Source organism: uncultured Methylovirgula sp. (assembly GCF_947646745.1).
Taxonomy (GTDB): domain Bacteria; phylum Pseudomonadota; class Alphaproteobacteria; order Rhizobiales; family Beijerinckiaceae; genus Methylovirgula.
In genome coordinates, this window is sequence record NZ_CANSHK010000027.1 from 25,919 (window position 1) to 46,816 (window position 20,898).

A 20,898-nucleotide genomic window follows, 5' to 3' on the forward strand; every position below is an offset into this window, starting at 1 on the left:
CTAGTCTTCCCTGTAACCAAGCGCCTGATTGTTGCCGGTCGCGCCATAATATTTGTAGGGCAGGAACTTGCCCGACATGGTGAGCTTGACGCGGTCGCCTTTCGGGTCCGGCAGCCGCGCGATCTCGAGATCGAAATCGATCGCCGACATGATGCCGTCGCCGAATTCCTCCTCGATCAGAGCCTTCCAAGCCGGCCCGTTGATCATCACGAGCTCATAGAAGCGATAGATCAAAGGATCCGTCGGCGGCATCGGCGTGCCGCGCATCGGCACTTCATTGAGCAGCCGCTTTTCGCTTTCGCTGAGGTCGAAGAGCGCTGCGGCCTTCTCGCATTGCGGCTTCGTCAGTTTCATCTGGCCGAGCAGCGCGCCGACGATGAGCACATCGGACATGCCGCCGATCTCGCCGGCAATGAGTTTCCAGCTCCAGCCCTTCTCGCGTTTGATGTCGAGAATCTTTTCGGTGAGATCGCTGCGTTTCATGGCGCGCCTTTCTTTAATTGCCGGGCCTTGCCGCGCTCGGGCAAGGCGAGGTCCCGCGCGAGCCGTGCGAGGGCTCGTGTGAACACGGCTTCGTCATTCAAAGCGCGCGCCAGAACGAGCGCGCCTTGAATGCCGAGCACAATGGTTTCGGCTTGCGTCCGCGCCGTCGCCGCCGCGAGGCCGCTGCGGCGCAAAGCACCCGCGAGCGCATCGATCCAGCGGGCGAAATAGATGCGGATCGCGGCGGCGAACTTGTCGCGCGTCGCGTCGAGCGCAAAGGCCCCGACGAGACAGATGCGCCGACCAGCGCGGAAATAGGCGGCGACTTCGTCCCACATTGTGGCAATCGCCGCGCGCGGCTCGCCGCTCTCCAGCGGCAGGAAAATATTCTGCGCAAACCAGGCGTCGACATCGGCGAGCACGGCCGCCGCCATTTCCTCTTTGCCGCCAGGAAAGAAATGATAGAGGCTGCCCTTGCCGAGGCCGGTGCGGTCGGTGATGCGGCTCAGCGTGGCGCCTTCGTAGCCGAGCTCGCGAAAAACTTCGGCAAGCAGCGGCACGACATCCGCCTTCTCATAAAGGGTCCGAGTCACGGGCAGAGCGCCGATCTGTACCGATTGGCCCTTTATGTACCAGTCGGCGCCTGTCACGGCAATCGCTGCCCTGCCCGCGAATATGCAAAAGGCCCGCTTCGCGCGGGCCCCTCTCAAAGATCAGCGCAAACCGCCGGAAGCCGCGATCCGCTCGCCGGTAATCCAGGCTGATTGATCGGAAGCCAGAAACACCGCGACCTTGGCGATGTCTTCCGGCTGGGCGACGCGGCCGAGCGGGGTTTGCGCCAAGGCGTAGCTTTCGAAATTTTTCGCCAGCTCGCCCAACGCCTCATAGCCTTCGGTCACGGTGACACCCGGCGCGATGGCATTGACGCGGATTTTCTTCGGGCCCAGCTCGGCGGCCAGCACCCGCGTCAGCGAATCGATCGCGGCCTTTGTGGCCGAGTAAACGACGGAACCTGGGATGGCGCTGGTTCCGGCAACCGAGGTCAGATTGATGACGCTGCCGCCTTCCGCACCGAAATGTTTGACCGCTTCTTGCGTGGCGAGGATCATGCCGAGGACATTGATGTCGAATTCGCGGTGGAACTCGGCCTCGGTGACCGCCTCCAGCGGATCAAACCGGTAAACGCCGGCATTGTTGACCAGAATATCGAGGCGCCCGAAGCGCGCCAACGTCGTCTCGAAAATCGACTTGATGTCGGCCTTTTTCGCCACGTCGCCGTGAACCGCGATGGCCTTGCCGCCCTTCGCCGTAATTTCGGCGACCACTTTGTCCGCACCTTCGCGGCTCGAGGCATAATTGACTGCGACGGCGGCGCCCGCGGCCGCCAAATATTTTGCGATCCCTGCCCCGATGCCTTTCGATGCGCCGGTCACGACCGCGACTTTGCCTGCCAATTCACCCATCTGATCCTCCTCGTTGGCGTCCGGCTCAAGGTGGTTATTCGCCGGCGCCGGGGTAGCGCGCCGCGCCAACTAGGATATATTTGAAATCCAAATGAGTGATCGGCTTTTTGCTTTGCGGCTTTTCACCCGGGTCGCACGGACCGGCAGCTTTTCCCAGGCGGGGCGCGAGTTCCGGCTGTCGCAGCCGTCGGCCTCGCGCATCGTCGCGGCGCTTGAGCGCGACATCGGCACCACGCTTTTCACCCGCACGACGCGGGCCGTCTCGCTTACCGAGGCGGGCGCCGAATATCTGGCGCGGATCGAGCCGCTGCTTGTGGCGCTCGAAGAAGCCGATCATGCCGCGCGCGGCACCGGCGAAATCCGCGGCCTTCTGCGCGTCGGCCTGTCGTCGAGTTTCGCCGTGCGCGAGGTGATCCCGCGGCTGCCGCCGTTCATCGCCTCCCATCGCGCCCTGCGCATCGACCTTTTGATGAACGACCAACGTCAGGATTTACTCGGCGAAGGCGTCGATGTGGCGCTGCGCTTCGGCCTGCTGCCCGATACCAGCGCGACGGCGCGGCGGATCGGTACGGTCCAGCGCATGCTGGTCGCTGCGCCCGCCTATCTCGAAAAGGCCGGCACGCCAACGACGCCGGCTGATCTTGCCGATCACGCCATCATTCTCGGGCCCACGGGCCTCGACGCTGGCGCCTGGACCCTGCGCCGCGACAATCAGGTCGTCATCGCCCGCATCGAAAGCCGGCTGACGATCTCGGCCAATGAGGGCGCAATCGCCGCCGCGGTTGCTGGCCTCGGCATCGTCTCGACCGGCCGTTGGGGCTGTCTCGCGGAAATCAAGAGCGGGGCTTTGGTACAGGTTTTGCCGGATTGGCAGATGGAGAGCGCCGAGGTTCACGCGGTTTTTCCGGCCGGGCGCGCGACGAAGCCCGCGGCGCGCGCCTTCGCCGACTACCTTGCGCGCGCGCTCAGCCAGCGTTGAGCTAGGGCGCAGAGCCCTTATGTGCCGCGGCGACACGAGAGTGTCGGACGTCTTTCCCATCGGCATCGGATTGGACCGAAAGCTGCTTCGCACTTATCGGTCCGATGCTCTAGCCCTTTGCGATCACCGCCGCTTCGTAAAGCGCCGGCTGAAATCCGACGAGCACTTTGCCGCCACCGAATTCGAGCACGGGGCGCTTGATCGCCGACGGATGTTCGAGCATCAGCGCGATCGCTTTGTCGCGATCGAGATCGGCCTTGTCGGCGTCCGGCAATTTGCGGAAGGTCGTCCCCGCCCGGTTGAGCATCGTTTCCCATCCCGCGACTTTGGTCCATTTTTCGAGATGGGCGCGATCGATGCCGGCGGTCTTGTAATCGTGGAAGGCATAATCGACGCCGTGGCCGTCGAGCCAGGCGCGCGCCTTCTTCATGGTGTCGCAGTTTTTGATGCCGTAGATCGTGATCGCCATCTCGCTTCCTCGCGCCTCTTAAAACGGATTCTTTCGGCAAAGTCCAAAGGCGCCGCCTTGACGCCGCGGGGTGCGACCAACACCTCTAGGCGGACGCGTCAGCTCAAAAGCGGAGGTGCAATGCCATGAGCGAAGCCGCAAAGCCGATCAAAACCCCCGGCCCCGACCATCCAATCGCCGTGACGCGCAACCCAAACCACGTGGTCGTGACCTTCGCCGGCCATGTCGTCGCCGATACGCGCGCGGCGCTGACGCTGAAGGAGGCGAGCTATCCGGCCGTCCTTTATATTCCGCGCAAGGACGCCGACATGGCGCTGCTGCGGCGGACGGAACACGCCACTTATTGCCCCTATAAGGGCGATGCCAGCTATTTCACCTTGGCGGCGGACGGCCGCGAGGCCGCCAATGCGGTCTGGACCTACGAACATCCACACCCGGCGATGGCCGCGATCAAAGATTATCTCGCTTTCTATCCCGATCGCGTCGATGCGATCGAGGAACGGTCCGCGGCCGAAGCACGATAGGAGGTACAAGCGGAACCCGGTCACCCTTGCGGGCGCCCTGCCTCCACTTTCATCACCGGCGCCTTGCCGCTGTCGTCGGTTGGCCCTGAGCGCGTCGTCGTCACGATGATCGTATTGCCGGCGATCCGCGCCGTGCCGTACCAACGGTCGCCGAGCGAGATATCGCGCAGCGCCGTCACATTGATGCGCTCGTAGACCTGGCCCTCGGGCGTGAAGGCTTTGGCGCCGGCGAGATCGAGGATATGCAAGGTGACGAAGGTGCAGGAGCCGCCTTTATTGGCGCTGGCGAGGACGACAAGCAGGCCGTTCGCCGTCGCGCCGACGTAATGATAGGCATATTCGTCAGTGCCGTTAAGGCTCGCTTTGTCGGCCGGACGCTGCGCTATCCAGCCGGGGCCGGCCGGCGTGATCTCATCGCCATAGAGATTGCTGCCGACGGCGGCTTTGACGTCGATCGTGACGCGGATCGGCAGGCTATCGGCAAGGTTGCCGTCGCCTATGTCGCGGAAAATCTCCGGCGGAATCGGTTTTCCGTCGAGCGTGAAGGAATGGCGGACCTCGTCAAGCAGTTCTCGCGTCGCATCGTCGGCGCGCGCCGGATGCGACACGAGGACAAGGCTCAAGAGGCCGAGCGCGGCCGATCGCTGAACAATCTGCGGCATCGGCGCTTATAGGCCGGGGATCGGCAGGATCGGCATGATCTCGACCGACTCGCCCGGAAAAATCGTGAAATGCGGATGGTGTTCGAAGAGTTTGGCCGCCGCCTCGTGCGAATCCGCGCGCACGATTGTATAGGCCCCCATCGCATTGCTGGCATCCTCGATGCCCTGCGCGGAGACCCTCTTCGTCTTGCCGAGCGGACCGCCCATGCCGACGATCGCGGCTTGATGCGTCTCTACCCACGCCTTCCAAGCCGCGATCCCTTCTTGCGCCTTGGCATATCGCTCGGCCTCGGGAAGCGCGTTCCAAGCCTGCATCCGCGGACTTGTCTTGCTGCCGAGAAAGATGGCGAGATAGCTATTGTCCGTGCTCATGCGCTCCTCCCTGGTTTGACCATAGAACAGAAACGCAATGTGACCGCATGATGATTGCGGGGGCGGTGTGCCGTCAGCTGGCGCGCGGCTTGACCAGACCGAGCCGCAGCAGCGCCTCGCTGGTCGCCGCAATGATCTCCTCATTGGGCCGCGGCGACCAGCCAAGCATCGCCCGCGCCTTGGCATTGGAGGCGCGACGCAGAATGCCGAGCTGCGGCACGGCATGGCGCAGGATGGGAATAAACCGGGCGAGCAACCGCACGAGCCAATCCGGCATTTCACGCGTCGGCGTGGACGCGGCCGCGGGCCCAAGCTGTTGGCGCAGAACGCGGGCGACATCGATCATCCACATCGGTTCGCCCGCGACGGCGATAAAACGCTCGCCCCGGGCCTTCGGATCGAGCATCGCCCGAAGATGCAGATCGGCGACATCACGGACGTCGACGAGGCCGAAACCCAGGCGCGGCGCGGCGCGGACCCTGCCGTCGAGCATCCGCTGGATGATCTGCACCGAACCGGCCGCCTGCTTTCCCAGGAGCGGCCCGAAAATGGCGACCGGATTGATCACAGCGAGTTCCAAGGCGCCGCCTTCGCTTTTGATGAACTCCCAGGCGCCGCGCTCGGCCAGCGCCTTGGACTTGGGATAAGCGCTGACCTCCGGGCTCTTGATATTCGCCCAGTCGGCCTCGGTGAACGGCTCGGCGCGATTGCCGTAGCCATAGCCGACGGCGGCAAACGACGAGGTGAGGACGACCCGCTTGACGCCCGCCTCGCGCGCCGCCCTGAGCACGCGCAACGTGCCCTCGCGCGCCGGACGGATCAGTTCGTCTTCGTCTTTGGGTAAGGCAACCGGCAGCGGCGAGGCGACGTGTTGGACATAATCGCAGCCCGCAACCGCGGCATCCCACCCCGTATCGCGTGTGAGATCGGCCGCAACGAAGCTGAGGCCGTGTTCGGGATCGGCGCCGCCCGCGCGCACATTGGCTTTCACCTCTTCGGTGCGGCCAAGATCGCGCAAAGTCGCGCGCACCTCATGGCTGTTGCGCAGAAGCGCGACGATCACATGGCCGGCGAGAAAACCCGAACCACCGGTCACCAAAACTCTGCTCATTCTGCGCGCTCCACTTGCCACATCCGGTCGAATGGAGGCATCCTAAACCTTCAACCTAAATTGAAGGTCAACATGAGGATCGGTGAAGTCGCGCAGCGGGCCGGAGTGAGCACGTCGCGGCTGCGTTTCTACGAAGCCAAGGGCCTGCTGCCGCCTGCGAGCCGCGGCGCCAATGGCTACCGCGACTATGAAGCCCATACGGTGAAAATCGTCGGCATCATCGAGCGGGCACAGCACCTCGGCTTTTCGCTCAAGGAGATTGCCACGTTTCTGGCCATGCCGCCGGAGCGATGGAAAAATCCGGACGCCATCATTCCGCATGTCGAGGCGAAATTGCGCGAGATCGATAAGCATCTGCGCGAGGCGCAGAAGCGCCGGCGGGACTTGAGGGCGCTGTTGGCGGAACTTCGTGTCAAGAATAAAGGCCCGGACAATGGCTGAAGCGCAGGATCGGTGACTTAAAAGAGTCAGCCGGCTGTGCCACGATCGCCGGCGCTGGCCTGGCGGCTCGCTTACAGAAGCTGAGGATTTTGATGACCACGTTCGACCAGACGCCAGATGATCCGGATTCGTTTGGATATAAGGTCTCCTGGTTCGCGGTGAAGACCTTCGATTCAGCTGCCGTCCTCGATGCGATTGGAGCCGAAGGGGCGACGCCGGCCAATTGGGAATCCGGCCTCGGGGCCGTCCATTACCATAGCGCGCCGCGCGATCCCGACCGCTGGATATTCGTTTCGCCGTCCGTCGGCGGTTGGGTCTTGGCCGTCAGCACGTACCTGCCTCATCCTGATACCGTCGAAACCAAATACGAGACCGGGCGAAGATTCGATCAGTTGTTTTCCCGCTTGATGAAACGCTTCGACGATGTCCAGTATTTCGGCAGCCATCGGGTCAGCGATTTCGCTGCATGGGCGCGCGCCGTGAACGGCCAGCCGGTGCGCATCTTCTCTTATGCCGGTTCCGAGGGTCAGGTTTTTGCGAACTTCGGGGCCCAAACGCAGGAGGAAGCGAAACTGAGATTGCCTGATCTCACCGGGCTTTCGCCCCTCGACGCGACAGAGAGAATGTTCGCCATCGCCGAGGAAGGAGAGCAAGAAGAGAGCCGGCTCGTTGCCGGCGGCCTCTCTCCGGATGAGGCGCGGGAACACGTCGCGGAGTGCAGTATCAAGCCGTTTCCAAGCGAAACCGACGTGACCGACCTTGCCGGGCTTTGGAGTATCGACCCGACCGATTTGCCAGAGCAAGACGATCCGTCCGGTGTAGGATGGGCCGCACACTTGCCGGAGAATTTGACTGAGTGACGCCGCAGAAGTCCGCGCGTTGGCAGATAGCGAGACATCACTTAGAGTCCAGGCATGGCTGATTACGAACTCTACTATTGGTCCGTGCCGTTTCGCGGCCAGTTCGTCCGCGCCGTCCTGGCCTATGCCGGAAAGACCTGGACCGAAGCCGGCGACGAAGCGATTTCAAGGCTTATGGAGGGGCCCGTGAGCCGCATGCCGGTGCCGTTCATGGGGCCGCCCCTCCTGATCGACAAGAAGGCGGATTTCGCCATCGCCCAGATGCCGGCCATCGTACTTTATCTGGGCGAGACGCTGGAGCTGATGCCGGCAACCCCTGCCCTGCGCGCGCTGACCCTGAAGATCGTCAACGATGCCAACGATGTGATCGACGAGATCACGCTCGACGGCGGGCGCGAGATGTGGACGGACAAGCGCTGGCGGGACTTCACCCCGCGCTTGGAAAAATGGATGTCTCTCTGGGAGGAGACCGGCCGCCGGCATGGCCTGAAGGCCGCCTCCGGCTTCCTGCTCGGCGGCGCCGAGCCGGGCATCGCCGATGTCGTGACCGCCGTGCTCTGGTCGACCATGACCGACCGCTTCCCAAAGATCGAGACGATCCTTAAGGAAGCCGCGCCGAAGACGGCCGCCCTGACGCGGCGCGTCGCCGGTCTGCCGCCGCTGGCGGCACTGGCCGCGAAAGCACAAAGCGATTATGGCAATGCCTATTGCGGCGGGCAGATCGAGGCTTCGCTGCGCAAGGTACTTGGCGCTTGAACGCTAAAGGGAGGTTTAATGTTTAACTGCGGCCGGCTCACGACAGCCTTCATTGCGGCCATGGCCGCCCTTCTTTTGCCGGCCTGCGCCGCCGAGGCTGCCCAGTGCGGCACGGGCGCCGGCGGCTTCGAGGCCTGGAAGAGCGCCTTCGCCGAAGAGGCCAAAGCCAAGGGCATCGGCGGCGCCGGCATCGAGGCCCTCATGGCGACGCATTACAATTATCCGACCATCGCGGCCGACCGCGGCCTCAAAAGCTTCCGTCTGTCGCTGCCCGCCTTCATGGCCAAGCGCGGCGCCTCGGTCATTGCGGCGCGCGGCCGCAAGCTCAAGCTGTCGCATGCGGATCTCTTCGCCTCGATCGAGCAGCGCTATGGCGTCCCAGCCGGCCCGCTGATCGCCATCTGGGGCATGGAATCGGGCTTCGGCAGCCAGCACGGCAATCAGCAATCGCTCTCCGCCATCGCGACCCTCGCCTATGATTGCCGTCGGCCGGACTTTTTCACCGATCAGCTCATGGCGGCGCTGAAACTCGTCGATGAAGGGCGCCTTTCGGCCGAAACGCGCGGCTCCATGCACGGCGAAATCGGCCAGACGCAATTCCTGCCGAAAACCGTGCTGGAATATGGCGTCGGCGATCTCGACACGCCTGCCGGAGCGCTCGCCTCGACGGCGAACTACCTGAAAGCGCATGGCTGGCAGCGCGGCGCCGGCTACCAGCCGGGCGAGCCCAATTTCGCGGCGATCCAGGCCTGGAACGCGGCGACCGTTTACGAACAGACGATCGCCATCGTCGGCAAAGAGATCGACGGCGGCGATGATTGAGAGTGTCCACGATCGATGACACCGCTCAGGTCGCGCGGGCGATCCGGCAACGGCGCGACGAGCTGGGGCTGACGATCCGCGGCCTCGCCGCCAAAAGCGGCGTTTCGTCGTCCATGATTTCCGACATTGAGCGGGCGGCGAAATCGCCGACCGTCGCGACGCTCTCGGCCTTGGCCGCGGCTTTGGGCGTGCCGACCGCGGCGCTCGTCAACGGCGACGTGCCGCAGAGCCCGCGCATCCAGGTCGTCCGTGCCGCCGATCACCTGCTGGTCATCGACCCGGCCTCGGGGATGACGCGGCAAAGTTATGGCTCGACCCTCGCCGGGAGCCGAATCGAATTCCTGCGCTGCGTCGTGCCGCCGTCTTCGGTGGCGGGACCGTTCGCGCCGCACCCGAAGGGGACAATCGAGCATGTCCACGTCGCGTCCGGATGGCTTCGGATGACAATCGGCCCGGACGAAGTCACCCTCGCGGCGGGGGATAGCTGTAGCTGTCTCGCCGATGCGCCGCATCGCTTCGACAACAGCGAGGGCGAGAGCGAAGCCCTGCTTTACGTCATCGTCGAGCCCGCGCCGTGAGGGCCCTGGTCTCATGTCTCAGTCGTCCACGAAGCCGCCCGCTCCAAAGACCGCGCTGGTCATCGGCGCGACAGGCAGCATCGGCGGCGAGGTCGGCCGCGCTTTGTTGGCGCGCGGCTGGCGGGTCCGGGCGCTGAACCGCAATCCCGAGATGGCCGCCACGGCCGCGCCGCGCCTCGCCGGCGCGGACTGGGTCCGGGGAGATGCGATGCTTCCAGCCTCGGTGATCCCCGCGGCCGAGGGCTGCGCGCTGATCGTCCACGCTGCCAACCCACCCCAGTATCGCAATTGGGAAGGCCTGGTCATGCCGATGCTCGACTCGACCATCGCCGCGGCCAAGGCGCATGGCGCGCGAATTTTCTTTCCCGGCACGGTCTATAATTTCGGCCCCGACGCCGGCGCTTTGGTGGACGAGCGCGCGCCGCAAAATCCCCTGACCCGGAAAGGCAAGTTGAGGGTGACGATGGAGCGGCGCCTCGAAGCCGCCGCGAGCGACGGGGTTCGCGTGATGATCGTCAGGGCCGGCGATTTCTTCGGCCCCTTCACAACACCCAATAGCTGGTTTTCGAGCGTCTTCGCGCAGCCCGGCCGGCCCGTGCGGCTGATGATGCGTCCAGGGCCGGCCAAGGTCGGCCACGCCTGGGCCTATCTGCCGGACCTGGCCGAAACCATTGTCCGACTGGCGGAGCGCGCGGACGATTTCGCCCCCTTCGAGGTCTTCCATTTTGGCGGCCACTGGACCGATGCGACGGCCGACATTCCCGAGACGATCCGCCGTGTCGTCGGCCGCAGGATTCCGATCGTTGCTTTTCCCTGGCCGCTCGTCCGCCTGCTCTCGCCCTTCAACGAGACGTTCCGCGAGATGCTGGAGATGCGCTATCTGTGGAAGCGACCGCTGCGGCTCGACAATGCCAAGCTGGTAAAAACGCTCGGTGCCGAACCGCATACGCCGCTCGAACAAGCGGTGCGCCAGGCGCTCGCAGGTGCGCCGTAGCGGCTTCCGACGCTGGTCTGCCCTCGGTCAAAAGACGTTGAAGGGTTCGCTGCGCGCCACGCGCTCGGCCTCACCGGTCCTTGAAGATCGCCTCGACCGGCTGACCGCGCGCAGCAGCATCGGTGCTGCCGTGAAGCGTGATGGCTCTCCGCCATTTCCAGCAAGACAAGCAGGCTTAGGACGTCCCGGGCAGCAGCACGATCTTTCCCGGCTTGTGCAGGCGACCGGCCAGCATCTCGTGACCGGTGCGCGCCGCGGACAACGGCAGGATCTCGCCGACACGCGCCTGCAACGTGCCGTCATCGAACAAGGCGGCAAGCCGGGTGAGAGCCGACGTGCCAACATCGACCAGGATAAATTCAGCCCGCGCGTGATGACGGGCCGCTAGAGATTGGTCTGGCATGGCGACAGCCGAGATGATGAATCCTCCCGGCCGCAGCAGCTGAAAGGATTGTCCGAGCAGCGGCTCGCCCACCGTATCGATGATGACATCGAAAGGCCCGGAAAGCCCGCTCAGCCCGCCGTTGCGGCCGTCGATCACGGCCCGCGCGCCGAGCGACCTCACGAAGGTTTCGGCGGCGGCGGAGCCGGTTGCGACGACATCGGCGCCCGCCCAAGCCGCGAGGCGCACCGCGTAAGCACCGACATTGCCGCCACCCCCAAGGACCAGCACACGCTGGTTTGGCTGCAGACCCGCATGGTCGAACAGCATCTGCCACGCCGTCGTTGCGATCACCGGCACAGAGGCCGCCTCGGCATCGGTCAGCCGAGCCGGCTTTGGCGCGATCATCCTGGCTTCGACGGTCGCGAACTCGGCATATCCCCCGGTAAAGCGCGGGTTGGTCACGCCGAATACCGATTGACCGGGCACAAACCCGGAAACCTCAAGCCCGGTCGCCTCGACGAGACCCGAGATGTCGGACCCCAGGATCAGCGGCAGGGGTTGCGGCAGCGCGCTTCGGCCTTCGCGTATCCAGGCATCCCACGGCCCGACGCCCGATGCCCGCACACGCACCAGCACCTCCCCCGGACCGGGACTTCGCACCGGCACATCGGCATAGGTCAGCACGTCGGGGCCGCCGAATTCCCGAATCGCGACCGCCTTCATGATGGGTCAATCTCCACATTTGGTTCGGCAAAGATCATGCCCCCGAGCACGGCATCCTAACGGTATGGCGCCACGACAGAGAAGTCATTTGTGTCCGATGCGGCCCAGCGGCGATCGAGAGCGAGCCGATCCTGTGGCAGCCAATCATGGCCAGCGTCGCCGGCGCCAAGTTCGTGAAAGGCTTCAATCACCTGATTGCGGCGACCCTGGCTGCCGACCCGATCGTCGAGGGCGGCCATAGGGTCGTCTTTCTGTCGAGCGACGACGAGGACGCGATCGCGCCCGTAGCAGCCTTGGCCAAAAAGCTCGGCTTCGCACCCGTTAAGCTCGGAAAGCTCGACGAGGGCGGCGCGCTGGTGCATGCGCGCGGCCGCATCTGGGGCCCGCTCATCTTCCAGGATTTGTTCAAGAAGGAGCAGTAACCGATCGACGATCGCGTGATTTTGGCCCGAGACGTAAAAAAAGGCGGCTATCGACTGCTATCGATAGCCGAGGATTCGCCCGAGTGTCCTCTGCCTTGGAAAATCTCGGACGATTGCGGCTGCTCGGCCTCTGTGGCAAACGCAATCTTGCGTTTCGCGCATTCGCTCGCGGCCACCAGGCGTTGAAGCGGTTCGTCGCGCGCGCACCGCTCAGGCGAACGTGTCTTTGCTGTCCCGGCGCTTGAGAGCGAGCCCATCGATCCGAGGCTTTGAGGGCTTGCGTGCGAGACTCAAGTTGGCAACGTTTCAGGTTCGTGCCTTTGGGCGCACTCCACGCGCACGCTTCAGCATCCGGTTCCAAGTGCCGAACGGCCGTAAGACTCGCATCGCGCCTCCTGTCGTCACCTCAATCCCTTGCAGGCGATAGCAATCAACTTTGTCGCCTTCGTCGTGCCAGTCCCTTAGCGAACAAACAAGCAATTCTGTTTTCGCAAGTTCCTGCAAAGATACCCGTTCAGATCCGAACGAAATGACGGGAAGCGATTTCCTGCCATGGAAGGGATTACGTGTCACCAAACCCACTACTACACCGCGCGCAAGGTCGTCGGAAGCATATGCTTTCCTACTGATAATCGTTCCGCAAACATCTAACTTTATCGGGCTTTTAAGCCTAATACGCGAGGTTAAGCGCTCCGCAATATGCTCGAAGCTTGCAAAATCGTTCCCGACATATCGACACAATTTTAGGTACGGCGCAGCGTCGACGGGTATCCCTGGTAATTGGATCACAAGGTAAGAATTATGTATGAGACCTTGCGGACGTTCCCCTAGGCCGACCCTCTGTTGCAGCGACAGCTCAATCCAGCCGTCGCGGAACTTATCGAAATAGATAAGCTGCTCCGAATGGTGGAAGCGTTGGGAGCGAGCTTGCTCGTACCGCCGACGCCAATCTATCGTCGCGTGAAGAAAACTATCGATGCCTATTCCATACCAACTATTTTCAGATTGATGAATCGAGAACCAGCCGTTGCTCGATAAACCGAAGTTCCTATGAATGTAGCCGACTAAGTTTTGCAGATCGTCTAGCGAGTGCAATGCTGGCCGCATTGATAATCTTGCGCCTTCTCCACCAAACAAACCCCACCCGGAGTCCGGTACGTCCAAGGAATAGAACGCCTCGGTGAGACCCGATCCGGATTCAAAGTACGTGGAATTTTTCCCCCTAAGTTGGAATTCGCTGTGGTGGGTCGGCAGCTCGACATCAGAAAACTCCAGTTCCGCAACTTTGGAAAACCACGCTTTGCCGTGAACTCGAATCTCCGTTCGCTTGCGCTCTAATAAAGTCAGTAAGTTTTTGTTTCCTCGCCGAAGGTCTTCAATTTCATCTTTTGCAAATGCCAGCACCTCACGCGTCCGGTCCTCTTCGATCGCTTTAATCGCACCGTCCGTTAGCCCTGAGGTGCTAAAAATAACGCCGATGATGTCCGCCGCGGTACGGTTGAGGCGAGCGCGTATCGCGTCTACATCGCCTACGTCCACCTTCTTTTTTCTGTTCTTTGCCTCGACAAGAAGTTGAAAGCTATCCGAACGCGCAAATAGATCAGTCTGCCGTGGTCGCGCGACTCCCGCATCTACGGTTACTTGAAATCCCGCTTCACGAAGTAGCTTCGCTACTTCAGTCTCAAAATCGCGTCCGCGCGCGCCGGCAAATACTACTCCCACTCGATCGTCCCCGGTGGCTTAATCGTCAAATCACACAACCCGGTTGATGCCGCGCACTTCGTTGATGATCCGCGGCCACGAAATTCATGTCGAAGATGACGCGTTTGCACCCTCTCGAACGAGAACACTATTGAAAACGGCGAGCGATGTCCGGAATTGATTGAATCGGAACCTTTACGGTAGACGATCCATGCCGGTCATAACAGTGGTCTCCAAGGAACGACAATTTTGACTGGCCGGGGACGACTATTCGAAGCACATCTAATCCGCGGTATATGAAACAATCCAATTTAGAGAGAACATCATTGCGTAGATGATCAGACAACGCTGAAGCGCCAATTTTATTTTTGATCTTCATAATATATGCGTCGAGGTCCATTCTAAGAAAGCGAGCCTCGCGCCCGATACCAACGATACCGCGTCCTTCAAATTCTATAGGGTCAATTTTATCCAATTCAAAAATACGCTCGGCATCCGCTGGTTTGTCGCATACGCCGACGTAAACATAGGAGTCGCGTCCCGGCTCGATATTTGCCATCCCGCATATCGTTTGCAAAATATCATCAACAACGTGCTCTTTAAAACTGCGAGGGTCGCTCAGCGAAAGGAAGCCCTGTTTAAACTCATAGTGAGGAAGCTCAACTCGCGACCTGCGTAGAGAATTCTCAAATGTGTATACAAGCGGCTTACCGAGCGGGATATCGCGAACGTCGTCTTCGACGAAAGCATCCGTTATCGATCCTTTTATCGAATTTATATTCGCTCGCCGTTTAATCGGTTCAATCGCCTTGCGTTGTGTCGTAACCTGAAGATCCCCTAGGGCGGTAACGAGTTTGCCATAATCGTGGACATCCATTCCACGTTCTATAATGAGTTCGTAGAAAGCCAAAAAAATTGCCGCGAAGATCGTGGATATTTCATTGTGGTGCTCGCCTCTCGCGACGAGCGATTGAAGAGTTCCATCTTGGATGTGATCGCACATAATTTGGATTCGATCAAAGACGGTGAGGAAATCTCTTTCAAGATCGTCCTCGCCATAACTTGAAAGCAGCGACTCAAAGCGAGTGTATTCTTTGCTGCCAATTGTATAAATTCGATCGAGCGCGAGTCTGGAGCGCTGAATTGGTTCACGATTTAGTATGCAAGCGACAATGTCTGCAATCATCTGCTCATCGAGACTATCGCGAAGGCTGCTGAAATGAAGCACGCCCTGCTTTGACCAAAAAGTGTTTTCAGCGCTTATTCCGTACCCATGAATAGTTTTGACGCCTTGCACGCTTATCTCGGGCATAACTGACAAAGGAACATTTTCCTCCGATACGTCGCCTCGGATTTCGCAGCTCAATTTCCGCACAAACTGTGAAAATCGGGACGCTAGGCCGGCTTGCCGTTGCTCCTGCTCGCTCAGACGGCGTCCGTAGGAATTGATGCGCTCAAAGATTCGGATTATCGCTTCCGCATCTGCGCGCTCCACAACAGTCACGGGGAGAACGTAGTCGGAATATGCTGCGCACTCTGAAGGGCTGAGCAGTTGGCTGGCGACTTCGACGATCTCGCGGCCGTCATCCTTCGCGGCCTGTGCCGCTCTCGGTAATTGCCGCACGTCGAAGAAGCGCCCGTCGGCAGTTCGGAAGGCGTTTTCAACGAATGAAAAAAGAGTATGCAGCCTCTGGAGACCATCGATTATATCATACGATTGAATTTCTTGCGGGCGCTTCGCTAGCAAAACTAATGGGATCGGAAACTCGTTTAGCACACTGTCGATCAGCTTTTGTTTTTCCTCTAATGTCCAAACTAACTTTCGTTGATATCGTCGATCGACGTAAAAGTTCCCATCGCGAAACATGCGATATAATGTTTGAATCGATAAAGTCGTCGAACTGAGCTCGATTTGTGACACGGGCGACCTCATAGACTACCGTTTGTAGCATTGAAACTGGCTCAAAGAAGTTATTGTTTCACTCCCACTCGATCGTCCCGGGCGGCTTGCTCGTCACATCGTACACCACCCGGTTGATGCCGCGCACTTCGTTGATGATGCGTGTTGCGGCGCGGCCCAGAAAATTCATGTCGAAGGGGAAAAAGTCCGCCGTCATGCCGTCGGTCGAGGTGACGGCGCGGAGCGCGCAGACGAAATCATAAGTGCGCCCGTCGCCCATGACGCCGACGCTCTTCACCGGCAGCAGCACGGCGAAGGCCTGCCAGATCGTGTCGTAGAGCCCGGCCTTGCGGATTTCGTCGAGGTAGATCGCATCGGCCTTGCGCAGGATCGCGAGCTTCTCCGCCGTCACGCCGCCCGGCAGGCGGATCGCGAGCCCCGGCCCCGGGAACGGATGGCGGCCGACGAAAATCTCCGGCAGGCCCAATTCGCGGCCGAGCGCGCGCACCTCGTCCTTGAACAGCTCGCGCAACGGCTCGACGAGCTTCATCTTCATCCGCGCCGGCAGGCCGCCGACATTGTGATGCGATTTGATGGTGACGCTCGGGCCGCCCTGGAACGAGACGCTTTCGATCACGTCGGGATAAAGCGTGCCTTGCGCCAAAAAATCCGGCGCGCCGCGGCCATCGCTGGCGATCTTCTTCGCCTCGGCATCGAAGACATCGATGAAGAGCTTGCCGATGATCTTGCGCTTCTCTTCCGGCTCCTGAACGCCGTCGAGCGCCTCGAGGAACGTGTCGCTCGCATCGACATGGACGAGCGGGATGTTGTAGTGGCCGCGAAACAGCGAGACGACCTGTTCCGCCTCGCCCTGGCGCAGCAGGCCGTGATCGACGAAGACGCAGGTGAGCCTGTCGCCGATCGCCTCGTGGATCAGGAGCGCCGCGACGGCGGAATCGACGCCGCCCGAGAGCCCGCACAACACTCGCCCCTGCCCGACTTGCGCGCGGATCGCCTTCACCGCCTCGCCGCGGAAGGCGCGCATGGTCCAGTCGCTTTTGAGGCCGGCGATCTTGTGGACGAAGTTGGCGATGAGCTGCGGCCCCTCGGGCGTGTGATGCACTTCCGGATGGAATTGCAGGCCGTAGAAGCGCCGCGCCTCGTCGGCGATGACGCAGACCGGCGCATTGGGGGAATGGCCGATGCTCTGAAAGCCCGGCGGCAGTTTCGTCACCCGGTCGCCGTGGCTCATCCAGACGGTGTGGCGGCCCTGTTCCCAGACGCCGTCGAGAAGCGGCGATTCGGCGATCGCCTCGACCTCGGCGCGGCCATATTCGCCATGGTGGCCGCTTTGCACTTCGCCGCCGAGCTGCGCCGCCATGAGCTGTTCGCCATAGCAGATGCCGAGGATCGGCACGCCCGCCTCGAAGATCGCCTGCGGCGCGCGCGGCGAGCCCTCGTCCAGCACCGAAGCCGGGCCGCCGGACAGGATCACCGCCTTGGGTTTCAGCGCCGCAAAGGCGGCTTCGGCCTTCTGGTAGGGGGCGATCTCGCAATAGACGCCGGCCTCGCGCACCCGGCGGGCGATCAATTGGGTGACCTGCGAGCCGAAATCGACGATCAGAACCTTGTCGTGATGGGTGACGATTTCGTGGTGGAGGGGGTCTTCGGCCATAAGCTCCTGCCGGCAAAAATTGGACTTAAGAGATTGCGCCGAGCCGCGCAAGAAGAGGGAGAATCTTGCCTCAAGGCTTTCCAGAGCATTTGAGCGATCGGATTGAACGCGGAGCAAGACCTCTGCGCTAGCCTGCCTCGGTTCAATGCGTAAGCGTGGCTGAGGCAGAGATGGAACGTTTGGTGCCGGTTTTCGACCCGCGGCGGAAAGTGCCGCTCGCGATCCGTCTCGGCGACGTCCCGAGCCTGTTTTCCGAGGGGCCGGAGCCGGACGAATCCGTCCGCCCCGCCCGTCCGAGCCTGACCGCGGTCAAGGAGCGGCTGCGCCGGCTTTTCGTCGGGCGCCAGGACGGCCGCGCCCCGTCCGACGTCAATTAGGCGCGCCGGCGCAATCCGGCGACGAAGAACCCGTCCGTCTCGCTCGTCAGCGGCGACAGCCGCAGCCCGTCGCCCTGCACGAAGGCCGACAGCGCCGGCAAGTCCGCCGCGGCGACAAGCTCTTGCGCCGCGATGGCCTCGAAATCGGATTGGCGCGCCAGAAAGGCGGCGATCCTGTCCTCATTCTCGGCGCGCAGCAGCGAGCAGGTAACATAGACGAGCCGCCCGCCGGGCTTCACGAAACGCGCGGCGCTGTCCAGCACCTCGTCCTGCTCCTTGATCCGCTGTTCCAGCGCGCCCGGCCGGATGCGCCATTTGGCGTCGGGATTGCGCCGCCAGGTGCCGGTGCCCGTGCAGGGCGCATCGACCAGCACCAGATCGCAGCGCGCTTCGAGATCGGCGAGCACGTCCTGATTGCGGCGCGGCGTGCGGATTTGGACGTTGCGGGTGCCGGCGCGTTCGAGCCGTGCATGCAGCGGCGCGAGCCGGCGCGCCTCGCGGTCGGTCGCATAGACCTGGCCGTGATTGTCCATGGCCGCAGCGAGCGCCAAGGTCTTGCCGCCGCCGCCGGCGCAAAGATCGAGCACCTGCTCGCCGGGCTTGGCCGCGCAGAGCAGCGCCGCCAATTGCGAGCCTTCGTCCTGGATTTCAACGAGCCCTTTGACATAGGCCGGCTCGCCGGCGAGCGACGCGCTGCGGCCGTCGTCGCTTAAAGGCACGCGCAAGCCAGAGGGCGACAGCGGCGTCGGCGTTGCGCCGAGATGGGCGAGCGCCGCCAGCGCCTTTTCCCGCGTCGCCTTCAATCTGTTGACGCGCAGATCGAGCGGCGCGCGAGCGGCGAGCGCCCGGCCCTCTTCGGCCGCGCGGGCGCCGAAGGCCGCGGCAAAAGCCGGCGCCAGCCATTCGGGATAATCGCCGCGCACGGGGTCCGGCGCGCCGTCGAGCGTCGCCGTCGCAAGGCGCGTGCGCTCCTCTTCGGAAAGCGGCGGCGGCGCATGGCCTTCGCCGCTGCAGAGCATGGCGATGTCGTCGGCCGACAGATTGCGCATCTGGCGCAGGCTGCCGAGCATGATGGCGCGCGGCGTCTCGGCGCCCATGATCCACGCCGCCGAGGCGCGGCAGCGCAAAGCATCGAAGACCAGCGTCGCCAAGGCGGCGCGGTCCTTCGAGCCGGCAAAGCGATGCGCAAGGCCCCAATCCTTCAGCGCATCCGCGGCCGGACGATGCCGTGTCTCGATGTCGTCCAAAACTTCGATCGCCGCAGCGATCCGCGCACCCGGATTCATCTCACTCCAAATTCATATCTATTGCGCATTGGCCCAGATCTTCACGTCGTGATCGGAGCCCGATGCCAGCCTATGCCCGTCGGGTGCGTAAGCGACCGCTGTGACATCGCTCTTATGACCAAAAATACTGCGGATCAGTCGATAGGTTTTCGCGTCCCAAATGCGAATGGCATCGTCCGAATTGCCCGAGGCGATCAGGCTTTGGTCGGGCGCGATCGCGATCGACCAGATCGTGCCGGCCTTTTTAAACAAAGGCGCCGGCGCTTCAAGCTTCGCCAGCAACTTTCCGTCGGCGCTGGCGTAGATGCGGATGCCCGGCGCTTCATAGCCGCCGACGGCGATCCGCCCGTCGCGAAAAAATGCCAAGGTGTGGACCGCCAGAAAATCCTCGGCGTCGAAAGAGCGCAGCGCGGTGCCGTCGGGTCTATACAGGCTGACGCTGCCGCCGTCGTCGCCGGCGGCAAGCAAGCTGCCGTCGAGCGAAAAGGCAACCGCGCTCACATCGGCCTTCGAGCCGGTGCTGGTGGAAAGCGGCGCGCCATCGGCGGCGCGCCACAGCAGCGCGCCATGATTGACGGAGCCAGTCGCGATCTCTTTGCCGTCGGGCGAGAAGGCGACGGCGTAATTGCCGTCCTTTGCCTGGCCGATCAGAGACGGCGCGACTCGGCCCCAATCGGGGCTCGACCAGATGCGCAGGCCGCTGCTCGTCGCCGCGGCGAGGGATTTGCCGTCCGGCGAAAAGGCGACGGCCTGAATGTCCTGGTAATTATCAAGCGCCGGACTCTTGCCTGCGGCGCCCGTCGCGACGTTGAAAATGCCGAGGCCGCCGTAACCGTCGGCGATCGCGATCCATTGGCTGTCGGGCGTAAACGCAATGGAATTGGCATCGTCGGGGAGGGAAAATGAGCGCAACGGCGCCGGCGATGCCGTCTTCCAGGCTTCCGGCGCGAGGAGCCAGCCCACTCCCGCCGCCACCCCAAGAATGCCGAGCCGGATGCCGCGGCCGAGCGTGCTCTTCGGCCATAGCAGCGAACCGATTTCGCCGCGCCCTTCCTTGGTGAAGGGGGCAACGACGACCAGGCCGAGCCCGATCAAGGCTTGCAGGGCGCCAAGGACGACGGCACCCCAGGCGACGTAAAAGGTCCCGCCCTTTTCGGCGACGGCTTCATAAGAGCCGATGCTGAGCGCAAGCCCGATGGCGGCGATGGCAAGTCCGATGAGAATATTGAGAAGCCCGACCTTCATCGCGAATTCTCCCCGTGGACGGGGCGGATTAACGCGACATCACGGCTTAAGCGGGGCAGTATTCACACGCCGGTCGGATAATTCGGGCTTTCGCGGGTAATGGTCACGTCATGCACGTGGCTCTCGCGCAAGCCGGCGGCGGAGACCTTGACGAAGGTCGCGCGCTTCTGGAAGTCCGCGATCGTCGCCGCGCCGACATAGCCCATGGCGGCGCGCAGGCCGCCCGCCAATTGATGCAGAATGGCGCCGGCGGGGCCGCGATAGGGCACCTGCCCTTCGATGCCTTCCGGCACGAGCTTCAAGCTGTCCTTGATATCCTGCTGGAAATAGCGGTCGGCCGAGCCGCGCGCCATCGCCCCCACCGAGCCCATGCCGCGGTAGGATTTGAACGAGCGACCCTGCAGCAGATAGACCTCGCCGGGGCTTTCGTCGGTGCCGGCGAGCAGCGAGCCGATCATGGCGCATTCGGCGCCGGCGGCGATCGCCTTGGCGAGGTCACCGGAATATTTGATCCCGCCATCGGCGATGACCGGGATGTTGCGGGCTCGCGCGGCTTCGACGGAATCGAGGATCGCGGTGAGCTGCGGCACGCCGACGCCGGCGACGATCCGCGTCGTGCAGATCGAGCCCGGACCGATGCCGACCTTCACCGCGTCGGCGCCGGCGTCGA

23 protein-coding genes and 1 pseudogene are annotated in these 20,898 nt (G+C 62.6%); 10 read left to right on the forward strand and 14 right to left on the reverse strand.

The annotated features are described in order from the left end of the window. The 3 genes from cynS to Q0025_RS09465 all read right to left on the reverse strand — a co-directional run bounded on the left by cynS (nucleotide 1) and on the right by Q0025_RS09465 (nucleotide 1,946). Nucleotides 1-483: a cyanase gene (gene cynS, locus Q0025_RS09455; protein ID WP_297298331.1), complete on the reverse strand. Its 483-nt coding sequence runs from the start codon at nucleotides 481-483 to the stop codon at nucleotides 1-3. After that, nucleotides 480-1,076, reverse strand: a complete 597-nt coding sequence (locus Q0025_RS09460; protein WP_297298373.1) for a TetR/AcrR family transcriptional regulator — start codon at nucleotides 1,074-1,076, stop codon at nucleotides 480-482. Before Q0025_RS09460 ends, cynS begins: the two co-directional genes overlap by 4 nt. 120 nt (nucleotides 1,077-1,196) lie before the next feature. Beyond that, entirely contained in the window at nucleotides 1,197-1,946 is a 750-nt protein-coding gene (locus Q0025_RS09465) for a glucose 1-dehydrogenase (RefSeq protein ID WP_297298333.1), read from the reverse strand. 91 nt (nucleotides 1,947-2,037) lie between these two features. On the opposite strand from Q0025_RS09465, the gene Q0025_RS09470 reads away from it, so the two are divergent. Continuing rightward, nucleotides 2,038-2,925 carry a LysR family transcriptional regulator gene (locus Q0025_RS09470; RefSeq protein ID WP_297298336.1) on the forward strand — a complete coding sequence of 296 codons (888 nt, stop codon included), beginning with the start codon at nucleotides 2,038-2,040 and terminating at the stop codon, nucleotides 2,923-2,925. Between the two features lie 109 nt (nucleotides 2,926-3,034). Here the strand turns inward: Q0025_RS09470 and Q0025_RS09475 are convergent, their stop codons facing one another. Further along, complete coding sequence (locus tag Q0025_RS09475; RefSeq protein WP_297298337.1) at nucleotides 3,035-3,394, reverse strand: ArsC family reductase; 360 nt, start codon at nucleotides 3,392-3,394, stop codon at nucleotides 3,035-3,037. Between the two features lie 125 nt (nucleotides 3,395-3,519). Here Q0025_RS09475 and Q0025_RS09480 point away from each other — a divergent pair, with 125 nt between their 5' ends. Further along, a complete protein-coding gene (locus Q0025_RS09480; protein WP_297298339.1) occupies nucleotides 3,520-3,918 on the forward strand; it encodes a DUF427 domain-containing protein in 399 nt (132 codons plus the stop codon). A gap of 20 nt (nucleotides 3,919-3,938) precedes the next feature. Here the strand turns inward: Q0025_RS09480 and Q0025_RS09485 are convergent, their stop codons facing one another. The 3 genes from Q0025_RS09485 to Q0025_RS09495 form a co-directional block, all read right to left on the reverse strand. Continuing rightward, entirely contained in the window at nucleotides 3,939-4,580 is a 642-nt protein-coding gene (locus tag Q0025_RS09485; protein ID WP_297298340.1) for a hypothetical protein, read from the reverse strand. A 6-nt stretch (nucleotides 4,581-4,586) separates the two neighbouring features. Further along, the gene (locus tag Q0025_RS09490) at nucleotides 4,587-4,952 is read right to left on the reverse strand and encodes a hypothetical protein (RefSeq protein WP_297298342.1); all 366 of its coding nucleotides are present in this window, start codon (nucleotides 4,950-4,952) and stop codon (nucleotides 4,587-4,589) included. A 73-nt stretch (nucleotides 4,953-5,025) separates the two neighbouring features. Further along, nucleotides 5,026-6,063 (reverse strand): aldehyde reductase, encoded by a 1,038-nt coding sequence (locus Q0025_RS09495; protein WP_297298345.1) that lies wholly within the window; start codon nucleotides 6,061-6,063, stop codon nucleotides 5,026-5,028. 72 nt (nucleotides 6,064-6,135) lie between these two features. Between Q0025_RS09495 and Q0025_RS09500 the strand changes: the two genes are divergently transcribed. From Q0025_RS09500 to Q0025_RS09525, 6 genes are all read left to right on the forward strand, one after another. Further along, the gene (locus tag Q0025_RS09500; protein ID WP_297298347.1) at nucleotides 6,136-6,504 is read left to right on the forward strand and encodes a MerR family transcriptional regulator; all 369 of its coding nucleotides are present in this window, start codon (nucleotides 6,136-6,138) and stop codon (nucleotides 6,502-6,504) included. 317 nt (nucleotides 6,505-6,821) lie between these two features. Then, entirely contained in the window at nucleotides 6,822-7,364 is a 543-nt protein-coding gene (locus Q0025_RS09505) for a hypothetical protein (protein ID WP_297298349.1), read from the forward strand. A gap of 54 nt (nucleotides 7,365-7,418) precedes the next feature. Further along, a complete protein-coding gene (locus Q0025_RS09510) occupies nucleotides 7,419-8,120 on the forward strand; it encodes a glutathione S-transferase (RefSeq protein WP_297298351.1) in 702 nt (233 codons plus the stop codon). A gap of 60 nt (nucleotides 8,121-8,180) precedes the next feature. Further along, nucleotides 8,181-8,942 (forward strand): lytic transglycosylase domain-containing protein, encoded by a 762-nt coding sequence (locus Q0025_RS09515; RefSeq protein ID WP_297298375.1) that lies wholly within the window; start codon nucleotides 8,181-8,183, stop codon nucleotides 8,940-8,942. 2 nt (nucleotides 8,943-8,944) lie between these two features. After that, a complete protein-coding gene (locus tag Q0025_RS09520) occupies nucleotides 8,945-9,520 on the forward strand; it encodes a helix-turn-helix domain-containing protein (protein ID WP_297298353.1) in 576 nt (191 codons plus the stop codon). Nucleotides 9,521-9,533: 13 nt separating this feature from the next. Next, entirely contained in the window at nucleotides 9,534-10,514 is a 981-nt protein-coding gene (locus tag Q0025_RS09525; protein WP_297298355.1) for an NAD-dependent epimerase/dehydratase family protein, read from the forward strand. Between the two features lie 175 nt (nucleotides 10,515-10,689). On the opposite strand, the gene Q0025_RS09530 is transcribed toward Q0025_RS09525, so the two are convergent. Then, a complete protein-coding gene (locus Q0025_RS09530) occupies nucleotides 10,690-11,622 on the reverse strand; it encodes an NADP-dependent oxidoreductase (RefSeq protein WP_297298357.1) in 933 nt (310 codons plus the stop codon). 161 nt (nucleotides 11,623-11,783) lie between these two features. Between Q0025_RS09530 and Q0025_RS09535 the strand changes: the two are divergent. Then, nucleotides 11,784-12,044, forward strand: a pseudogene (locus Q0025_RS09535) (NADP oxidoreductase coenzyme); the annotation flags it as partial. A 306-nt stretch (nucleotides 12,045-12,350) separates the two neighbouring features. Here the strand turns inward: Q0025_RS09535 and Q0025_RS09540 are convergent. From Q0025_RS09540 to guaA, 3 genes are all read right to left on the reverse strand, one after another. Next, nucleotides 12,351-13,766 (reverse strand): restriction endonuclease, encoded by a 1,416-nt coding sequence (locus Q0025_RS09540; protein WP_297298359.1) that lies wholly within the window; start codon nucleotides 13,764-13,766, stop codon nucleotides 12,351-12,353. 127 nt (nucleotides 13,767-13,893) lie between these two features. Continuing rightward, a complete protein-coding gene (locus Q0025_RS09545; RefSeq protein WP_297298361.1) occupies nucleotides 13,894-15,666 on the reverse strand; it encodes a DUF262 domain-containing protein in 1,773 nt (590 codons plus the stop codon). A gap of 58 nt (nucleotides 15,667-15,724) precedes the next feature. Further along, nucleotides 15,725-17,320 (reverse strand): glutamine-hydrolyzing GMP synthase, encoded by a 1,596-nt coding sequence (guaA, locus tag Q0025_RS09550; RefSeq protein ID WP_297298362.1) that lies wholly within the window; start codon nucleotides 17,318-17,320, stop codon nucleotides 15,725-15,727. A gap of 170 nt (nucleotides 17,321-17,490) precedes the next feature. Here guaA and Q0025_RS09555 point away from each other — a divergent pair, with 170 nt between their 5' ends. Continuing rightward, complete coding sequence (locus tag Q0025_RS09555) at nucleotides 17,491-17,697, forward strand: hypothetical protein (protein WP_297298364.1); 207 nt, start codon at nucleotides 17,491-17,493, stop codon at nucleotides 17,695-17,697. On the opposite strand, the gene Q0025_RS09560 is transcribed toward Q0025_RS09555, so the two are convergent. The 3 genes from Q0025_RS09560 to Q0025_RS09570 form a co-directional block, all read right to left on the reverse strand. Further along, nucleotides 17,694-18,983 (reverse strand): RsmB/NOP family class I SAM-dependent RNA methyltransferase, encoded by a 1,290-nt coding sequence (locus Q0025_RS09560; protein ID WP_297298366.1) that lies wholly within the window; start codon nucleotides 18,981-18,983, stop codon nucleotides 17,694-17,696. The two genes, Q0025_RS09555 and Q0025_RS09560, sit on opposite strands and share 4 nt — an antisense overlap. Nucleotides 18,984-19,001: 18 nt before the next feature. Then, nucleotides 19,002-20,228, reverse strand: coding sequence for a WD40 repeat domain-containing protein (locus Q0025_RS09565; RefSeq protein ID WP_297298368.1), 1,227 nt, complete (start codon nucleotides 20,226-20,228; stop codon nucleotides 19,002-19,004). 62 nt (nucleotides 20,229-20,290) lie between these two features. Further along, the coding region (locus tag Q0025_RS09570) for an IMP dehydrogenase (protein ID WP_297298370.1) at nucleotides 20,291-20,898 on the reverse strand (608 nt) is incomplete at its 5' end.

Bases quoted from the DNA above. Each gene is read 5' to 3' on its own strand.
- cynS (WP_297298331.1), bottom strand. From the start codon at position 483: ATGAAACGCAGCGATCTCACCGAAAAGATTCTCGACATCAAACGCGAG.
- Q0025_RS09470 (WP_297298336.1), top strand. From the start codon at position 2,038: ATGAGTGATCGGCTTTTTGCTTTGCGGCTTTTCACCCGGGTCGCACGG.
- Q0025_RS09515 (WP_297298375.1), top strand. From the start codon at position 8,181: ATGGCCGCCCTTCTTTTGCCGGCCTGCGCCGCCGAGGCTGCCCAGTGC.
- Q0025_RS09525 (WP_297298355.1), top strand. From the start codon at position 9,534: ATGTCTCAGTCGTCCACGAAGCCGCCCGCTCCAAAGACCGCGCTGGTC.
- guaA (WP_297298362.1), bottom strand. From the start codon at position 17,320: ATGGCCGAAGACCCCCTCCACCACGAAATCGTCACCCATCACGACAAG.
- Q0025_RS09560 (WP_297298366.1), bottom strand. From the start codon at position 18,983: ATGAATCCGGGTGCGCGGATCGCTGCGGCGATCGAAGTTTTGGACGAC.
- Q0025_RS09480 (WP_297298339.1), top strand. From the start codon at position 3,520: ATGAGCGAAGCCGCAAAGCCGATCAAAACCCCCGGCCCCGACCATCCA.
- Q0025_RS09485 (WP_297298340.1), bottom strand. From the start codon at position 4,580: ATGCCGCAGATTGTTCAGCGATCGGCCGCGCTCGGCCTCTTGAGCCTT.
- Q0025_RS09555 (WP_297298364.1), top strand. From the start codon at position 17,491: ATGGAACGTTTGGTGCCGGTTTTCGACCCGCGGCGGAAAGTGCCGCTC.
- Q0025_RS09495 (WP_297298345.1), bottom strand. From the start codon at position 6,063: ATGAGCAGAGTTTTGGTGACCGGTGGTTCGGGTTTTCTCGCCGGCCAT.
- Q0025_RS09500 (WP_297298347.1), top strand. From the start codon at position 6,136: ATGAGGATCGGTGAAGTCGCGCAGCGGGCCGGAGTGAGCACGTCGCGG.
- Q0025_RS09475 (WP_297298337.1), bottom strand. From the start codon at position 3,394: ATGGCGATCACGATCTACGGCATCAAAAACTGCGACACCATGAAGAAG.
- Q0025_RS09530 (WP_297298357.1), bottom strand. From the start codon at position 11,622: ATGAAGGCGGTCGCGATTCGGGAATTCGGCGGCCCCGACGTGCTGACC.
- Q0025_RS09565 (WP_297298368.1), bottom strand. From the start codon at position 20,228: ATGAAGGTCGGGCTTCTCAATATTCTCATCGGACTTGCCATCGCCGCC.
- Q0025_RS09465 (WP_297298333.1), bottom strand. From the start codon at position 1,946: ATGGGTGAATTGGCAGGCAAAGTCGCGGTCGTGACCGGCGCATCGAAA.
- Q0025_RS09490 (WP_297298342.1), bottom strand. From the start codon at position 4,952: ATGAGCACGGACAATAGCTATCTCGCCATCTTTCTCGGCAGCAAGACA.
- Q0025_RS09510 (WP_297298351.1), top strand. From the start codon at position 7,419: ATGGCTGATTACGAACTCTACTATTGGTCCGTGCCGTTTCGCGGCCAG.